The organism is Bacteroides sp. B1-V-101, assembly GCF_023656585.1.
In the GTDB taxonomy this organism is placed as follows: Bacteria; Bacteroidota; Bacteroidia; order Bacteroidales; family Bacteroidaceae; genus Bacteroides; species Bacteroides thetaiotaomicron.
Window position 1 is genome coordinate 161,651 of sequence record NZ_JAMOKH010000006.1, and the last position, 17,686, is coordinate 179,336.

Annotated in this window: 9 protein-coding genes; 5 read left to right on the forward strand and 4 right to left on the reverse strand. The window is 43.6% G+C overall.

Features of this window, described 5'->3' with window-relative positions; genetic code table 11:
* Positions 1-80 precede the first annotated feature (80 nt).
* On the forward strand, positions 81-1,976 hold the full coding sequence (locus NBH01_RS07190; RefSeq protein WP_225679872.1) for a sensor histidine kinase: 1,896 nt from the start codon (positions 81-83) through the stop codon (positions 1,974-1,976).
* Positions 1,977-2,365: 389 nt separating this feature from the next.
* Here the strand turns inward: NBH01_RS07190 and NBH01_RS07195 are convergent, their stop codons facing one another.
* A complete protein-coding gene (locus tag NBH01_RS07195) occupies positions 2,366-2,941 on the reverse strand; it encodes an RNA polymerase sigma-70 factor (RefSeq protein WP_225679870.1) in 576 nt (191 codons plus the stop codon).
* A gap of 129 nt (positions 2,942-3,070) precedes the next feature.
* On the opposite strand from NBH01_RS07195, the gene NBH01_RS07200 reads away from it, so the two are divergent.
* The 4 genes from NBH01_RS07200 (at position 3,071) to NBH01_RS07215 (ending at position 12,158) form a co-directional block, all read left to right on the forward strand.
* On the forward strand, positions 3,071-4,099 hold the full coding sequence (locus tag NBH01_RS07200) for a FecR family protein (protein WP_225679868.1): 1,029 nt from the start codon (positions 3,071-3,073) through the stop codon (positions 4,097-4,099).
* A 238-nt stretch (positions 4,100-4,337) separates the two neighbouring features.
* The gene (locus NBH01_RS07205) at positions 4,338-7,796 is read left to right on the forward strand and encodes a TonB-dependent receptor (protein ID WP_225679866.1); all 3,459 of its coding nucleotides are present in this window, start codon (positions 4,338-4,340) and stop codon (positions 7,794-7,796) included.
* 13 nt (positions 7,797-7,809) lie between these two features.
* Positions 7,810-9,717: a RagB/SusD family nutrient uptake outer membrane protein gene (locus NBH01_RS07210; protein ID WP_055270181.1), complete on the forward strand. Its 1,908-nt coding sequence runs from the start codon at positions 7,810-7,812 to the stop codon at positions 9,715-9,717.
* Between the two features lie 230 nt (positions 9,718-9,947).
* On the forward strand, positions 9,948-12,158 hold the full coding sequence (locus tag NBH01_RS07215; RefSeq protein ID WP_225693595.1) for an alpha-N-acetylglucosaminidase: 2,211 nt from the start codon (positions 9,948-9,950) through the stop codon (positions 12,156-12,158).
* Between the two features lie 449 nt (positions 12,159-12,607).
* Here the strand turns inward: NBH01_RS07215 and NBH01_RS07220 are convergent, their stop codons facing one another.
* The 3 genes from NBH01_RS07220 to secA all read right to left on the reverse strand — a co-directional run bounded on the left by NBH01_RS07220 (position 12,608) and on the right by secA (position 17,667).
* Entirely contained in the window at positions 12,608-13,054 is a 447-nt protein-coding gene (locus tag NBH01_RS07220; RefSeq protein WP_117977668.1) for a hypothetical protein, read from the reverse strand.
* Positions 13,055-13,115: 61 nt separating this feature from the next.
* On the reverse strand, positions 13,116-14,225 hold the full coding sequence (locus tag NBH01_RS07225) for a DUF6340 family protein (protein ID WP_195440127.1): 1,110 nt from the start codon (positions 14,223-14,225) through the stop codon (positions 13,116-13,118).
* A 121-nt stretch (positions 14,226-14,346) separates the two neighbouring features.
* The gene (secA, locus tag NBH01_RS07230) at positions 14,347-17,667 is read right to left on the reverse strand and encodes a preprotein translocase subunit SecA (protein WP_118337121.1); all 3,321 of its coding nucleotides are present in this window, start codon (positions 17,665-17,667) and stop codon (positions 14,347-14,349) included.
* Positions 17,668-17,686: the final 19 nt, after the last annotated feature.

Sequence of the window (17,686 nt, forward strand, 5' to 3'; positions counted from 1 at the left end):
CCCGATAGATTTGGGATGCCTTTCTTTTTAAAAGATAAAAATAATACTATCTTTGCTTCCACTTTTAATCACACAGCAAAATGAAACAATTACTGCGAATATGCTTAACAGGTGCGTTCTTTCTTCTTTTCGAAGGACTCCTTTCCCCTATGTTGGCAGATAATGGGAGATCAGATAAAGAAATATTGGTTTTGAATTCTATCAACTTCAACCTTCCTTGGGCCAAAAACTTCTATTGGTATGTGCACGATGTTCTTCAGGAACAGGGAATAACCGCCAGAGCGGAATCATTGTCTGTCCCGGCCTTGCAGGATACGATGGAGGTAAATGCGGTCATCGAGCATCTGCGTCAGAAATATCCGCTTCCTCCTGCCGCTATTGTGATAATTGGTGATCCGGGCTGGATTGTCTGTCGTCCTTTATTTGACGACCTGTGGAAAGATGTTCCGGTGATTATAACGAACTCCCGTGACCGCCTGCCTGCTACCTTGGAGATTCTGCTCTCTCATGCCCCGTTGAATGAAACCAACAGCGTCCCCGCCCAAGAATGGAGAAAAGGCTACAACCTGACTACCCTGAAACAGCATTACTATGTGAAGGAAACCGTTGAACTGATCTATAGCCTGATACCTGATATGGATCGCCTGGCATTTATCTCGGACGATCGCTACATCAGCGAAGAAACCCGCGGAGACGTGAAAGAAGCTGTTGAAAAGCATTTTCCAAACCTGCCTTTAGAATTGCTTTCTACCACTCACTTGTCAACAGAAATGCTTCTGGACACCTTGCGCAGCTATAAAGCAAACACCGGAATTATTTATTATTCCTGGTTTGAGTCGCATAATAAAGAAGATAATAATTATCTTTTTGATCATATTCAGGAGATTATCACCAATTTTACGTCCTCTCCCTTGTTCCTGCTTTCTTCCGAAGACCTGTCCAATAATACTTTTGCAGGAGGCTATTACGTTTCTGCGGAATCATTCGGCGATTCCTTGCTTGAAATTATTGACCGTGTGCTGCATGGAGAACAGGCGGAGGACATTCCCGAAAGTATAGGAGGGAAGGCAAGTGCCTACCTCTGTTATCCGGTGCTGGAATCCTACAATATTCCCTATCACCTTTATCCCGAACGAGCTGTTTATGTCAACGAACCTAAAAGTATATTTCATCAATACTGTGTTGAAATCCTTTCCTGTTCCATCTTCCTTCTTATTTTGATAGCAGCGATCACCTATTATATACGTATCCTTCGCAAGGCATACACTCGTCTGAGTGAGGCAATGGAAAAGGCGGAACAGGCGAATCAGTTGAAATCCGCCTTTCTGGCTAATATGAGTCATGAAATTCGTACTCCGTTGAATGCGATTGTTGGCTTCTCGAATATGTTGCCGGATATAGAAGATCGTAAGGAGATGCGCGAATATGCGGACATCATCGAAACAAATACCGACTTGCTTCTTCAACTGATCAATGATATTCTGGATATGTCCAAAATCGAAGCCGGCACTTTTGACTTCTGTCCGTCATTGATAGATGTCAACCAGACGATGGAAGAAATCGAACAGAGTATGAGGCTTCGCTTGAAAAAAGAAACTGTCACTCTTACCTTTACCGAACGTCTGCCGGAATGTACCCTTTATACAGATAAGAATCGTTTGATACAACTGATTTCCAACTTTGTCATCAATGCCATCAAGTTTACTCAGACAGGTTCTATCAGAATGGGATATCGTCTGAAAGATGTCGGTACAATTTGCTTTTATGTTTCGGATACAGGCTGCGGCATGTCGGAAGAGCAATGCAGGCATGTATTCGAAAGGTTTGTGAAATACAATCCTTTTGTTCAGGGAACCGGTTTGGGGCTTTCCATTTGTCAGATGATTATCGACCGGTTAGGAGGGACGATTGGGGTTGAATCGGAAGAAGGCAAAGGCTCTACTTTCTGGTTTACGCTGCCCTATCAGCAGGAATAGCATCGTATTTGTCTTCTTATCCTTTATGATTGTTAGTTTTATGTATTGCAGACTTCAAAGACTTTGGTCAGCTTATTACGATGAGACAATATTCTTACCGCAATGAGAAAAAATTCTCAATGCAATGAGAAAAGATTCTCACTGCGATGAGAAAAAGTTCTCACTGTGGTGAGAAAAAATTCTCATCATGATGAGAATGGTTGAGAATTTATGATCTGTATCAACTTGTACTATAGATAAATACAGATTTACTATTTTCTGTTTTATAGCTTTAATTAATAGAGTAAAAAAGAACTTTACCTAAAAAGAAACCGTTTTTCTCTATTTAGTTGAAGGATGGTATAGGTATAATAGGTGCGAATCCAATTTATTGGAAGGAGTCACTTATATTAAGGAAACAGTAAAGGAAGCAGCAATGGCAGATAATCTTTTAAATCGATGCGTAATTGCTTGAGTGCTTGCTGAATACGATAATCTACAGTCTTTGGAGACACTCCCAATGTTTCTGCAATTTCTTTGTAGCTCATATCCCGGAAACGATGCATAACAAATGCTTGCCGGTAACTTTCCGGTAATGCGGCAACCGCCTCTTCAATACGTTTGGTTAGCTCTTTAAGTTGATAGAAGTCCATATCCTGTATCATCTCTTGCATTTCTCCATAGAAACGCGTTTCAGCACGTTTGATAGCATCAATGTGGGCAAGTTTATTTAAAGCCTTGTGATGTACCATTTTAAAGAGATAAGAACTTAATGATGATTCAATAATTAGGTTTTCCCGGTTTTCCCATATCCATAGAAGGGAGTCTTGCACAATTTCTTCTGCATCGTGAAAGTCAACATATTTATGACCATAGGCACATAGCACTGCATAGTATTGCCTGAATAGCGTTTCAAAGGCTTTTAGGCCTCCACGCTGTATTTCAGATAATTGAGGGGCATTCCTCTTTATGCGTAGTTCCTTCATTTATTAAATTCTAATTTGCTACAAATATAGCTTTTTTATAATAAAATAAAGATTTTCTGAAAAAAATAAGGTTTTCGTTTAGGAATGTCATGGTTTGGTCTTGTCATATAATAAAAGGTAGAATAAAGAATGAAAGAATTAGATAATAATAGAATAGAAGAATTGCTTCCTCGTTATTGTGAGGGGAGGCTGAGCGAGGCGGAACGTCTGGAAGTGGAAGCGTGGATGGACGAGTCGGAGGAGAATAAACGAGTTGCTACTCAGATTTTTGCTCTTTATTTGGCTGTGGACACGGTTCAGGTAATGAAGAAAGTTGATACGGAGAAAGCTTTACTGAAAGTAAAGGGAAAAATGTCGGACCGTGAAGTGAGAAGGACAGTGTGGTGGGAGTGGGCACAACGTGCTGCTGCAATTCTGTTTATTCCGCTTCTTACCTTATTAATATGGCAGAACTGGAAAGGGGATGCCGGAGAGGTAGCGGAGATGATGGAAGTTAAGACCAGTCCTGGAATGACAACTTCGTTGACATTACCCGATGGTACAATTGTTTATTTAAATTCGGAATCTTCTTTGTCTTATCCTTCTCGCTTTAATGGGGATTTCCGTAAAGTGACGTTAAGTGGTGAAGCATACTTTGAAGTAGCCAAAGATCCGAAAAAGAAATTTATCCTTTCTACTACACATCAATCACAGATAGAAGTATTGGGTACATGTTTCAATGTGGAAGCATATGAACAGAATACAGAGGTTATTACAACTTTGATTGAAGGGAAAGTAGATTTTATGTTCGAGAAAGATGCTGGGATGAAACATGTGTTCTTATCTCCAAGAGAGAAGCTGGTGTATGATTCGGAGACTGATAAAGTCCACCTTTATAAAACTTCGGGAAAATCAGAATTGGCTTGGAAAGATGGAGAAGTGGTTCTTGATAATACACCTTTGGAAGAAGCATTATGGATGCTGGAAAAAAGATATAGCGTGAAATTCGTTATTAAGAACGAAAAACTGAAGAATAGTTCATTCACGGGAACCTTTACAAATCAACGTTTGGAGAAGATCCTGGAATATTTTAAAGTATCCTCCAAAATACGCTGGAAACATATCAATGATGACAAGGATGGAAGTGACAGAAAAAAAGAGATAATAGAGATTTATTGATTAACCTTTAACAATTTAGTAGTATGAAAGCAAAACCCACTTAGAAAAAAGTATGGGAAGATTTTGGCAGATCTCCCCATACTAAAATGAATCAATTGAAAATGCTTGTTTGGCAGACAAGCATAGTTAACTCATTTTCAACTTAAATCAATACAAAATTATGCAAAACAATTTTAGCATCCAAGTTTTAAGGGTGGTAAAGTCTTTTTGGCTAACCTCGAAAAAAATCCCACGTACTATGAGACTGGTTATTTTATTCTTATTTTGCTTTGTCGGATTAACTAATGCGACAGATAGCTATGCCCAATCTGCAAAGGTTACGATGAATGTACGTAATCAGACAGTTGAGGATGTATTAAGAGCGATAGAGAAGCAAACAGAATTTAGTTTCTTCTACAACAATGCTCATATAAATTTGAAACGGTTGGTGACAATCTCCGCTGACCGTAATGATATCTTTAAAGTTCTTGACGAAGTATTTAAAAATACGAATGTAGAATATAAGGTAATAGATAAGAAGATCATTCTGTCTACGGAGTTGGCATCTGTCGAACAGGCGCATCAGGAAAAGGTAAAAGTGAGCGGACGAGTAGTGGATGCGGCAGGTGAACCGGTAATCGGTGCCAGTGTGATAGAAAAAGGCTCCGCCAATGGTACGATCACTGATATGGACGGTAATTTTATCCTGAATGTCGGTTCAAAAGAAGCCATTCTTGAAATCTCTTATATTGGTTATCAAGGACAGTCCCTGAAAGTAACTCCGGGAAAGACGCTGTCGGTAGTATTGAAAGAGGACACACAGAGTCTGGACGAAGTGGTAGTAGTTGGTTTTGGTGTACAGAAGAAAGCGAACCTGACCGGCGCGGTATCTCAGGTAAAGATGGATGATGTACTGGGGAGTCGTCCTGTTGTAAATGCCATGAGTGCTTTGCAGGGTGCGATGCCGGGACTTCAGATTACTCCTAATAATGATGCTGCCGGTCCGGGACAGAGCAAATCATTCAATATTCGTGGTACGACTTCTATCAATGGCGGTGGTCCGTTGGTGTTGATAGATAATGTTCCGGGGGATATCGATATGTTGAATCCCGAAGATATCGAAAGTGTTTCTGTGTTGAAAGATGCTGCTTCGGCCGCTATCTATGGTGCGCGTGCCGCTTTCGGTGTAATACTTGTGACTACAAAGAAGGCGAAGAAAGGCGACGGGTTTCATGTCAATTATAATAATAATTTTGGTTTCCAGAGTTCTATCAATCGTCCGGAACAGGCTGACGGGCTGGAGTGGATGCAGGCTTACCTGGACGGCGAGTTCAATGCCGGTAAATACTACACCGGGCAAGATATCAAAACATGGATGAACTACCTGACCGAATATCGTAAGAATCCGGGTAAATTCCAGACTACCGGAGACGGGGTATATGTAGACCCGGAAACAGGATTGAATTATTATCTGAATGAGAAAGACCTGTATGCCAATATGCTTGATGATTACGGTTTTCTGCAAGCACATAATGTGTCATTGAGTGGTGGTACTGATAAGCTGGCTTATCGTCTGTCCCTTGGTTATAATAGCGAGCAAGGTCTTTTGATCACCGATAAAGACCGCTACAAACGTTTGTCGGGTAGTGCCTATATTTCTGCCGAAATCACCTCGTGGCTGACTCAGTCTGTAGATATACGCTATGCTCAGAGTGACAAGAATATGCCTGTGACTTCGGATAAGACCGGATTGTATGATATGCGTTTGCCGGTTGTATATCCCGAAGGCTCCCTGACTTTGCCTGACGGCACCAGCCTGATGACGAATACGCCTTCCAACGTTTTGAGAATGGCAACGGATAACAATACAATCAGAGACAATGCCCGTATCCTGTCAAAAACGGTATTGAAACCATTGAAAGGGCTTGAAGTGGCATTTGAATATACATTTGACAAGACATGGAGTAATCAGAATGTGAATAAGGCTTCCATTGATTATACAACGGTTGAGCTGGCAAAAATACAGACTGCCACTACTTCTTCTCTGGAGACGACTCACCAAAGTACTGATTATAATGCCATCAACCTGTATGCTAATTATAGATATTCATGGAATGACACGCATAACTTGTCATTAATGGGCGGCTTCAACCAGGAATCCAGTGACTGGAAGAAATTGTATACTTATTCTTATGATATGATTAACGAGAAGTATCCGTCACATAGTACGGCTACAGGTGAGAATAAGGTTATTACAGATGATCATCGCGTGTATACCGTGCGTGGTGCTTTCTATCGTGTTAATTATGATTATAAAGGCAAATATTTGTTTGAGACCAATGGTCGTTATGACGGCTCGTCTAAATTCCCGAAGAAAAATCGTTTCGGTTTCTTCCCTTCTGTATCTGTGGGTTGGAACATTGCCCGCGAGAACTTTATGAAACCGGTTGCAGGTGACTGGCTAAGCGATCTGAAACTTCGCGGAACCTGGGGACAAATAGGTAATCAGGGTATTGATCCTTATAAATTTGTTCCGACCATGTCGCAAGTGGAAAAGAAGGATGTGGCATGGCTGGTGAATGGAGCGAAGCCGCTGACTTTGAATGCTCCGGGACTGGTCAGTGATAGTTTTACTTGGGAAACGGTAGAAACATTGGACTTTGGTTTTGATATAACTGCCTTGAACGGACGTCTGCAAAGTACTTTCGACTGGTATCGCCGTGATACGAAAGATATGCTTGCTCCGGGAGCTGAGTTGCCGTCAGTGGTAGGTGCTTCCGCACCTTTGCAGAATACCGCCGACTTGCGTACGAAAGGCTGGGAATTGTCATTGACCTGGAGAGATAGAATCGGTGCATGGGGCTATAATGTAGGCTTCAATCTTTATGACTCTAAAACAGTCGTTACCAAATACCATAATGAATCCAAGATTATCCTGAAAAGTGATGGCACGAATAATTATTATGAAGGATATGAAATCGGTTCTATCTGGGGGTATGTAACGGATGGTTACTATACAGCCGATGACTTTGAAGATACAAATACCTGGAAATTGAAAGAAGGAGTGGTGACAGTGGATGGAGTAAGTCCGCGTCCCGGTGACATCAAGTACCAGAATTTGCGTGATGATGGATCGAGTACGAATCGCATTGATACGGGAGACGGAACCTTTGACAATCCGGGAGACCGCAAGATAATCGGTAATAACTCTTTGCGTTTGCAGTATGGTATAAACCTGGGAGTCAATTACAAAGGATTTGATCTGAGTGTTTTGCTGCAAGGAGTAGGTAAACGTGATGTATGGATCAGTGATGCACGCCGCTGGCCGTTTAATTCCGGACAGTTTGGTTCACTCTTTAAAGACCAGCTGGATTATTGGAAACCGGTAGATTCTGCCAATGGTGACTGGACGGCAGCCAATCCGAATGCGGAATATTTCCGTATTTACGGGCAAGGAAACAATTCCGGTTACAATACACGTGCGCAAACGAAGTATTTGATGAATGGCTCTTATCTGCGTGTCAAGAATGTGACTTTGAGTTATAATTTCCCGAAGAGTTGGTTGGCACCTATTACATTAACGAGTTTGAAAGCGTTCGTAAGTTGTGAGAACCTTCACACATTTACTAAGCTGATGAAGGGTTATGACCCGGAACGCCTGTCTTGGGGATATCCTTTCTATCGTACGATTTCTTTTGGTTTTAATGTTACTCTTTAATTTAGAATTGGTTATGAAAAAAATAATATATACTATGCTTGCGGCAGCAGCTATCGGGTTTACTTCATGCAACGATAGTTTTATGGAACGCTATCCGGATACTTCGTTGACGGAGCAGACAGTGTTCAGTAATTATAATACTTTCAAGACCTATGCCTGGGGATTATATGGAGTATTTACAAATACTAATATCCTGCGTATTCCCGGAACAAACGGAGCCTATGCCAGTGCCACATCCTATACAAGCGATATTTATGCAGGTTATCTGATGCGTCGTCAGGGTGACGGTAATCCGTATGCTTTTCAAAATGTATCCAGTTCGTCATCGGGCAATGGATGGGCATTCAGTTTCGTCTATCGGGTCAATGTCATGTTGGCAAATATCGATAACTCAGGGATGACGGATGCGGACAAGGAACATTGGCGTTCGGTGGGATATTTTTTCCGTGCCTATTATTACTCGGAACTGATAGCTCGTTTTGGTGATGTGCCTTGGGTAGATCGTGTACTGGGTGATTCGGATAAGGAAATAGCATATGGTCCCCGTACACCTCGCAAAGAAGTTGCCGATCATGTATTGAACGATTTGATATACGCTGAAGAGCATATAAAAGAAGAAGGTGACGGTGAAAATACGATCAATGTGCATGTTGTCCGTGCTCTTCTTTCCCGTTTCTGCCTTTTTGAAGGTACATGGCGTAAATATCATGCTTTGGGGGACGAAGATAAGTACTTTGATGCTTGTATCACTTATTCCAAGAAGCTGATGGATTCTTATCCCGAACTGAACAGTGATTGGGGAGAGATGCTGACATCTGACCTGAAAGGAATGAAAGGCATCATTCTGTATAAGGAATATGTAGAAAAAGAACTGACTAATTATGTACTGACTCATGTTGAACGGACATCCACCCATAATGTGGAAATGCCGCAACACATCATTGATATGTATCTTTGTAAAGATGGTAAAACGATTCATAACAGCTCGGAATATGAATGGTCGCAGGACGGGGATAATAGTATGAATGCTACTTTCCGCAATCGTGACCTTCGTCTGCTGGAGACTGTAGCTCCCCCTTATAAGGTGATCCCAAGTGCCGATAATACCAGTTGGGAGTATACTTCTGATCCCAAGGACCGTGAGTTTATGGATATCATGGGCATTACCCGTTACACAGGTTTCGGGGGCGGAAATGGGGAAGCCGGTAAACATAAAGTGTTCCCATTGATGAACTGGTCTGCTGCTATATTGAAAGGAATGCCTCACTTCTTCACCAACAATGGCGGACAAGGTTTCCTCGTAGCCCGTAGCGGTAACTATGTGTACAGATACTATAATGTATGGGACAATTCGAAAGAGAATGAAGGGACCTCAGATGTACCTTTGTTCAAGATTGATGAAGTGATGTTGAATTATGCTGAGGCTAAATTTGAAAAAGGTGGTACAGGTGCCGAGGGCTTCAATCAGACTGTTGCTGATCTTACTATCAATAAGTTACGCGATCGGGTGGGAGTTGCCCATATGAAAGTGGCCGAGATAAATGCCGGATTTGATCCGAAGCGCGACCAGACCGTAGACCCTGTATTGTGGGAGATTCGTCGCGAGCGCATAGTAGAATTGATGGGTGAAGGATTTGGATTCTACGATGTGCGCCGCTGGAAAAAGGCACCTTGGTTTATCAATAAGATACAGTATGGTCAATGGGCTACTAAAGAGCAGATTGGCGATTCCGGACAGTTTGTTGATCTTGAAAAAGGATACGCTGATACAACAGGAAAGAAAGAAGGTTTTATCTATATGTATAATGATCCTTTGGTAGCAGGTAAAGGTTGGTTAGATAAGTATTATCTGTATCAGGTGCCTACTAATGAAATCGCATTAAACCCAGAACTGGCCCCCAATAATCCGGGATGGGAGTAATAATTAACTGAAACACAAATTGAAAGAAGATGTGCAAATAACTGTTTGACACATCTTCTTTCTTTATTAGAGCCAATGCTATATCTTTCCGACTTTTCATATATTGGAGGTTATTTAATGTGTATCAGTATAAAAGAACTACATTTTATTTTCAGTAATCGGAAATTTGAAATATATTTAGGGGTTCAAACGCTCAAACACATTTGATGACCCTTAAAAAAATAATGACTATGAACATGCGTCTTCTATTACTTTTATTATTTGGTTCTGTTGTTATGTATACAAGTTGCCAATCTACGTCTGCTCCAATCGATTCATTGGCAGCACGTGTGATGGAGAATACGTCGAAAGATCAAATCCTTTTCCGGTTGGTTACTGATGAAGCCGATCCGGCAAAGGACTACTTTGAGATAGACTCCAAGGATGGCAAAGTACTGATAACCGGAAACTCCGATCTTTCACTGGCTACGGGCTTGAATTGGTACCTGAAATACGTGGCAGGTATTCATCTTTCGTGGAATAATCCCTCGCAGAAATTGCCGGAAGTACTGCCTCTGCCTCAAAAGAAAATCCGACAGGCGACGGCTATGAAGAATCGATATTACCTGAATTACTGTACCTATTCCTACTCCATGGCTTTCTGGGACTGGGAACGCTGGGAGAAAGAAATAGACTGGATGGCGATGCACGGCATCAATATGCCTTTGAGTATAACAGGGATGGAGGTTGTCTGGTATAATCTGCTGAAGCGTATCGGATATACGACGGAGGAGATCAATGAGTTTATTTCCGGTCCTGCCTTTATGGCATGGTGGCAGATGAATAATCTGGAAGGATGGGGCGGACCGAATCCCGACAGTTGGTATCGGCAACAGGAAGCACTGCAAAAGAAGATCATTGCCCGAATGAGGGAGCTGGGCATTGAACCGGTATTCCCCGGATATGCAGGAATGGTCCCCCGTAATATCGGCGAGAAACTGGGGTATCAGATTGCCGATCCCGGTAAATGGTGCGGTTTTCCTCGTCCGGCCTTTCTTTCTACGGAAGATGAACATTTCGATTCATTTGCTGCCATGTATTATGAGGAGTTGGAGAAACTGTACGGAAAAGCAAAGTATTACAGTATGGACCCCTTTCACGAAGGAGGAAATACGGAAGGAGTAGACTTGGCAAAGGCGGGAACTTCTATTATGAGTGCTATGAAGAAAGCGAATCCGGAGGCTGTGTGGGTGATGCAGGCATGGCAGGCGAATCCGCGGGAAGCGATGGTCAGTACGCTCGATTCCGGTGATTTGCTGGTACTGGATTTGTATAGTGAGAAACTTCCGCAATGGGGTGATCCGGAGTCGATGTGGTATCGGGAGAAAGGTTTCGGCAAGCATGACTGGCTCTATTGTATGTTGCTTAACTTTGGCGGTAATGTCGGTCTGCATGGACGGATGGAGCAGTTGGTGAATGGATATTATAACGCCTGTGCACATGTCAACGGGAAAACCTTGCGGGGGGTAGGAGCTACTCCGGAAGGAATCGAGAATAATCCGGTGATGTTTGAATTGCTGTATGAGCTTCCTTGGCGGGAAGAACGTTTTTCACCGGATGAATGGCTGCAAGCGTATCTGAAAGCGCGGTATGGAAATGATTTGTCACCGGAAGTAGCGGAAGCATGGCGTGCGCTGGAACATACAGTTTACAATGCTCCGAAGAATTATCAGGGAGAAGGGACAGTCGAATCCTTGTTGTGTGCCCGTCCGGGATTTCATCTGGACAGAACGTCGACATGGGGATATGCCAAGTTATTCTATTCACCTGATTCAACGGCAAAGGCAGCCCGCTTGTTACTTTCTGTTGCAGATCAGTACAAGGGAAATAATAACTTTGAATATGATTTGGTGGACGTGGTGCGTCAGAGCCTGGCAGATAAGGGGAATGTGCTGCTTGAAGAAATTTCTCAGAGTTATGATCGGAAAGATAGGGATAGCTTCGGGAAACAGACACAACAGTTTCTGGAGTTAATATTAGCTCAGGACAGTTTGCTGTCCACCCGAAAGGAGTTCTCGGCGTCTTCATGGCTGAATGCCGCACGTTCTTTGGGAACCACGGAAGAAGAAAAGAAACTTTACGAATGGAATGCTTCTGCGCTGATCACGGTTTGGGGAGACAGTATAGCTGCTAATCAGGGAGGTCTGCATGATTATTCCCATCGGGAGTGGAGCGGGATTTTGAAAGACTTGTATTATCAACGTTGGAAAACTTTCTTTGAGCAGAAACAACGGGAGTTGGACGGCAAACTTGGTGAATCAGCGGAAGAACCGATTAATTTCTATGGCATGGAGAAAGCATGGGCGGAGAAAAACAAAACAGCTGATTCATCAGATCATAAGTTACAAAATGTAATTGAAACGGCAAAATCTGTTTATCGGACAGCGATTGAAGCAAAGTAATTTATCTACCTACACTGCTCCGGCTTTCAGCTAGAGGGCTGACTAAAAAGTCGGTAGTGCCTTAAATGGGAGTGACTAAAAGTCGATAGTATTTTAATTCTCCTCCTTCGGGAAGGAGGAGTACCCGCAGGGGGAGGTGGTAGGTGAATACGCAATTCTTTCATTCATAGTAAATTAGATACAACCTTGTTTTACCTACCACCCCGGCTTTCAGCCACCCCTCCTTCCCGAAGGAGGGGAGTTTTAGATACTACCGACTTTTAGTCATTCCCATTTAAGGCACTACCGACTTTTTAGTCACTCCTGATAGGGAAACTTGGGTTTGTACGAATCATATAAAACGAAAAAAGAATAATCGGAAGTAAACGGGGGAATACCTTTTACTTCCGATTATTCTTTTTATAAATGATAATTGCTTCGGCAAGGCCACGCCGGGCAATCGAACATATTTATTTCTCCAACAAATTTTTCAGAAACTCGTCCAGTTCTTTATCCAGTCCTTTCAGCAGTTCATCGTCCACGAGCAACGTATCATCGTCTATCAGCAACAGCTCTGCAACTGTTTCCTTATCTTCATCTACCAGTACGAATGAATAAGGCTTTAATATTGTTACTTTATCGAAGTCGCCTGCATCTTTCATTCTGCAAAGGATACTTTTCAAGCCGGGCTCTATATTCTCCATGAAATCATCTCCGTCGTATGTTGCCCACTCTTCAATCATTACATTAGCCAATTCCTCGTCATCGTCGTTATAAATAGTGAGTTGTCCCGATGTTTGGTCCGGTTGTAAATGAATATCGGTTACGGCTGTTTGGTCGCAGCCACATACATATTTGCCGGCTGCCTTTTGGATAGCCGATTCGATGGTAGACAGAGATTGTTGGCTCAGTTTCATAGGTTCTTCCTTTTTGTTACCTCAAAGGTATAAAAAAAATAATAATCAATGCATGATTTCCTTAAAAATCATCATTAAATCGCTCCATTTGCATTTTTAGCTTGGGCAATTGACTGTTACGCTCCTTTAATTCATTTGCATAAAGGCTAGTGAGATAGTAATTCGGTACATCATCAATGGTGGCGTATGCCGCATTTTCGGAAATGTTTTTCTTATCTACTTTTTTAGCGAGTTGTTGTGCTTTGACTGCCCACTCTTCTGCTTTTGCAAGGCTGTCCTTCATCTCATAATAAACAGCGATATTGAGGGCAGCTTTCATCTTTTTCTTTTCCTTCTTGGTTCCGTTGTACACTTGTTTCCAAAGTTCGAAAGCTCTGTCCCATGAATTTTCACGGACAAAGATTGCCGCATCACGCATCTGTACGGAGCCACCGGTGTACAAGTATCGTTTGCCTGTCTTCCAGAAAGGGAGTAACTGTTTGACAGGAATAGTCCCGGCAAATTCAGAGGCTTCCCGTAGCATCTGTGCGTCAGGTATCATGTGTGCAAATGTTTCTGTTACCGATCCTCCGTATTCTTCCCAGAAGATACTGTCGGTGGGGTGTAGCGTAGTCATCGGTTTGCTGCGTGAGGGCAGGTATACTTTCACCGTCGGGTAGGCTTTTACATCAACCGTCCCCAGGTAACAATTAAAATCACGGATATAACGAACCGTTTTGGTCGCTTTGAATTGCAGGTTTTCCATGGCGATGATACAGTCCACTCCCAAGTCTGATGTCAGCTGTTGGACTTCCTCCTGACTCAATGTACTTTCACGAGGAAACTTGTCATTGGCCCGTAAAGCGGAATCACAGATCACCACTACATCGAAATAGTTCTGATGCGCGATTTCTTCCGCCAGCGATTCAGCCGCAATCTTAACGTTACCATTGGCATACGCTGTGGCGTGGCTTATTTCGGGTACGTTTTCTTTCGGCTTTTCGGTCTGTGTGATCAGCTTGTTATCCGGTTCGGTGCTGGTGTTATTCACGATAGCCACTTTACGGAGTTGAGAAGGGAAAGTCATATCTCCGGGCTGCATATAGTCAATAGAAATCTGCTCCAGGCTCTGACAGCTGCCGAGTGCCAACAGTAGCAGAGAAACAAATGCCAGTGAATAGAATTTTGCCATAGTCTTGATATCTTTAGTAGTTTAAGCAAAAGTACTATTTTGGATGAATAAAAGAAAGCCTCAAACAGTTTTTAACCGTTTGAGGCTTTCTTTTAGATTATAATCTTACATCGGACTGCTGTTAAGCATTCTGTCCGTGGCAGTTTTTATATTTCTTACCGCTTCCGCATGGACAAGGATCATTACGCCCTACCGTCTTTTCCGCACGGATCGGTTCGCGTTTTTGTTGCTCGCGAGTATCCTGACTGGCAGCAGCCTGCTGGTTCGGATCACTGAGGTCTTGTTTCTGTTCGCGATACTTGCTCATATCCTGACGTTGCTCGGGAGCAGCCTGGCGTACTTCTACACGGCGTGGCTGTTGTTCGTCTGCCGGAGCTTCCTGTACAGGGATCTGTCCGCGCATCAGGATAGAGATAGTCTGGTTATTGATCTTGTTCACCATAGCGTCAAACAGTGTTACGGATTCCAGTTTGTAGATCAACAGCGGGTCTTTCTGTTCGTAACTTGCATTCTGTACAGAGTGTTTCAACTCATCCAGTTCACGCAGGTTTTCTTTCCATGCTTCGTCGATAACGTGCAGCAGGATAGACTTTTCGAATGCTTTTACCACCTCTTTTGATTCGGACTCGTAAGCGGCTTTCAGATTACAAGAGATATTGTACATCCGTTTTCCGTCCGTGATAGGGATCAGAATGTTTTCGTACATATGTCCCTGGTTTTCGTATACCTGTTTGATGACCGGATTAGCGATTTGTGCCAGGCGTTCCGTTTTGCGTTTGAAGTTTTCCATGGCAATGTTGAATGTCTTTTCTGCCAACGTATCCTTCTTCTCATTACGGAATTCTTCTTCAGTGAACGGAGTTTCCATTGCCAATGTCTGAAGCAGTTCCATCTGACAGCCTTCGTAGTCATTGTTCTCGATCGCATTCGCGCAACGGTCCCAGATCATATTAACGATATCCATACCGATACGTTCACCCATCAGGGCGTGGCGGCGTTTGGTATAAACAACGGTACGTTGCTTGTTCATCACGTCGTCATATTCCAACAGACGTTTACGGATACCGAAGTTGTTTTCTTCCACCTTCTTCTGTGCACGCTCGATAGAGTTGGAGATCATCTTGTGCTCGATCATTTCGCCTTCCTGGAAACCGAGTTTGTCCATTACACTGGCAATACGGTCGGAAGAGAACAGACGCATCAAGTCATCTTCCAGTGACACGAAGAATACAGAAGAACCCGGGTCACCCTGACGTCCTGCACGACCACGCAACTGGCGGTCTACACGACGGGATTCGTGACGTTCCGTACCGATGATGGCCAAACCGCCTGCGGCTTTTACTTCCGGACTCAGCTTGATGTCGGTACCACGACCTGCCATGTTGGTAGCGATGGTCACTGCACAACTGAAACCGGCTTTTGCTACAATTTCAGCTTCTTTCTGGTGCAACTTCGCATTCAGTACGCTGTGTTCGATCTTACGCATGGTAAGCATTTTGCTCAGCATTTCGGAGATTTCTACCGAAGTCGTACCTACCAGTACCGGACGTCCTGCCTGCACTAGTTTTTCGATTTCTTCGATAACGGCTTTATACTTTTCGCGTTTGGTTTTGTAAACGCGGTCGTTCATATCCTTCCTTGCGATCGGGCGGTTAGTCGGGATAACGACTACATCCAATTTGTAGATGTCCCAAAGTTCGCCTGCTTCCGTTTCGGCAGTACCGGTCATACCGGACAGCTTGTGATACATACGGAAGTAGTTCTGCAAAGTGATCGTTGCGAATGTCTGCGTTGCGGCTTCTACTTTCACACGTTCTTTCGCTTCGATAGCCTGGTGCAATCCGTCAGAGTAGCGGCGGCCTTCCATGATACGTCCGGTCTGCTCGTCTACAATCTTCACCTGTCCGTCGATCACAACATATTCGTCATCTTTCTCGAACATGGTGTAAGCCTTCAGCAACTGGTTGATGGTGTGTACGCGCTCCGATTTGATGGCGTAGTTAGTCAGCAGCTCATCTTTCTTTTCCAGCAGTTGTTCGTTGGTCAGGTTTTGATTTTCCAGTTCGGAGAGTTGTGCGGCGATATCCGGCAGAACGAACAATGTCGGGTCTTCGGAGTTACCGGTGATCAGGTCGATACCTTTATCTGTGAGGTCTACGCTGTTCAGTTTTTCTTCGATGACGAAGTACAACGGTTCGGTCACTTCGTGCATACGCTTGTTGTTCTGCTCCATGTAGATTTCTTCGGTCTTCAGCATGCCGGCTTTGATACCCTGTTCACTGAGGAACTTGATCAATGCCTTATTCTTCGGAAGACACTTGTGGCTACGATAAAGGGCAAGGAATCCTTCTTCCACTTCCTTCTTGTCGTTGGAGGCAATCAGTCGTTTGGCTTCGGAAAGGTATTTGGTTGCCAGTACTTTTTGAGCTTCTACCAGACGTTCTACCAGCGGACGGAGCTGTTCGAACAGTTGGTCGTCGCCCTTCGGCACCGGACCGGAAATAATCAGCGGAGTACGGGCATCGTCAATCAATACCGAGTCAACCTCATCGACGATAGCGTAGTTGTGCTGGCGTTGAACAAGGTCTTTCGGGCTGATAGCCATGTTGTCACGCAGGTAGTCGAAACCGAATTCATTGTTGGTACCGAACGTGATGTCGGCAAGGTATGCCTGACGACGGGCGTCGGAGTTCGGCTGATGGCGGTCGATGCAATCTACGCTCAAACCGTGGAACATATAAAGCGGGCCCATCCATTCGGAGTCACGTTTGGCAAGGTAGTCGTTCACGGTTACTACATGCACACCGTTTCCGGTCAGCGCATTCAGGAATACCGGAAGGGTAGCAACGAGAGTTTTACCTTCACCGGTTGCCATTTCCGCAATCTTACCTTTGTGCAGAACGACACCACCGAACAACTGAACGTCGTAATGAATCATGTTCCATACCGTATCATTGCCACCGGCATTCCAGTGGTTCTGGTAGATGGCCTTGTCGCCTTCAATGCGTACAAAGTCTTTGGTAGCAGCCAGATGGCGGTCGAATTCAGTCGCGGTTACTACGATTTCTTCGTTTTCCGTAAATCGTTTGGCAGTTGCTTTGACGATAGAGAAAGCTACGGGCAATACATCTTCCAGTGCTTTCTCGTATTTTTCGAGAATTTCTTTCTCTATCTTATCTATTTGTGCAAAGACTTCTTCGCGGTCTTCCAGTTCGGTGCTTTCGATGCTCGCTTTGAGTTCTTCCACTTTAGCGCGTTCGTCAGTAGCCGATTCGCGGATGTATTTTTTGAGTTCTTCCGTTTTGGCACGGAGGGCGTCGTTGTCCAGTGCTTCAATCTCCGGGTAGGCAGCTTTGATCTTTTCTACCCAGGGTTTGATTTCTTTCATGTCTCGTGTGGATTTGTTTCCGAAAATCGAGCTTAAAAATTCATTAAATCCCATGTTGTATTATTTAGTTTAT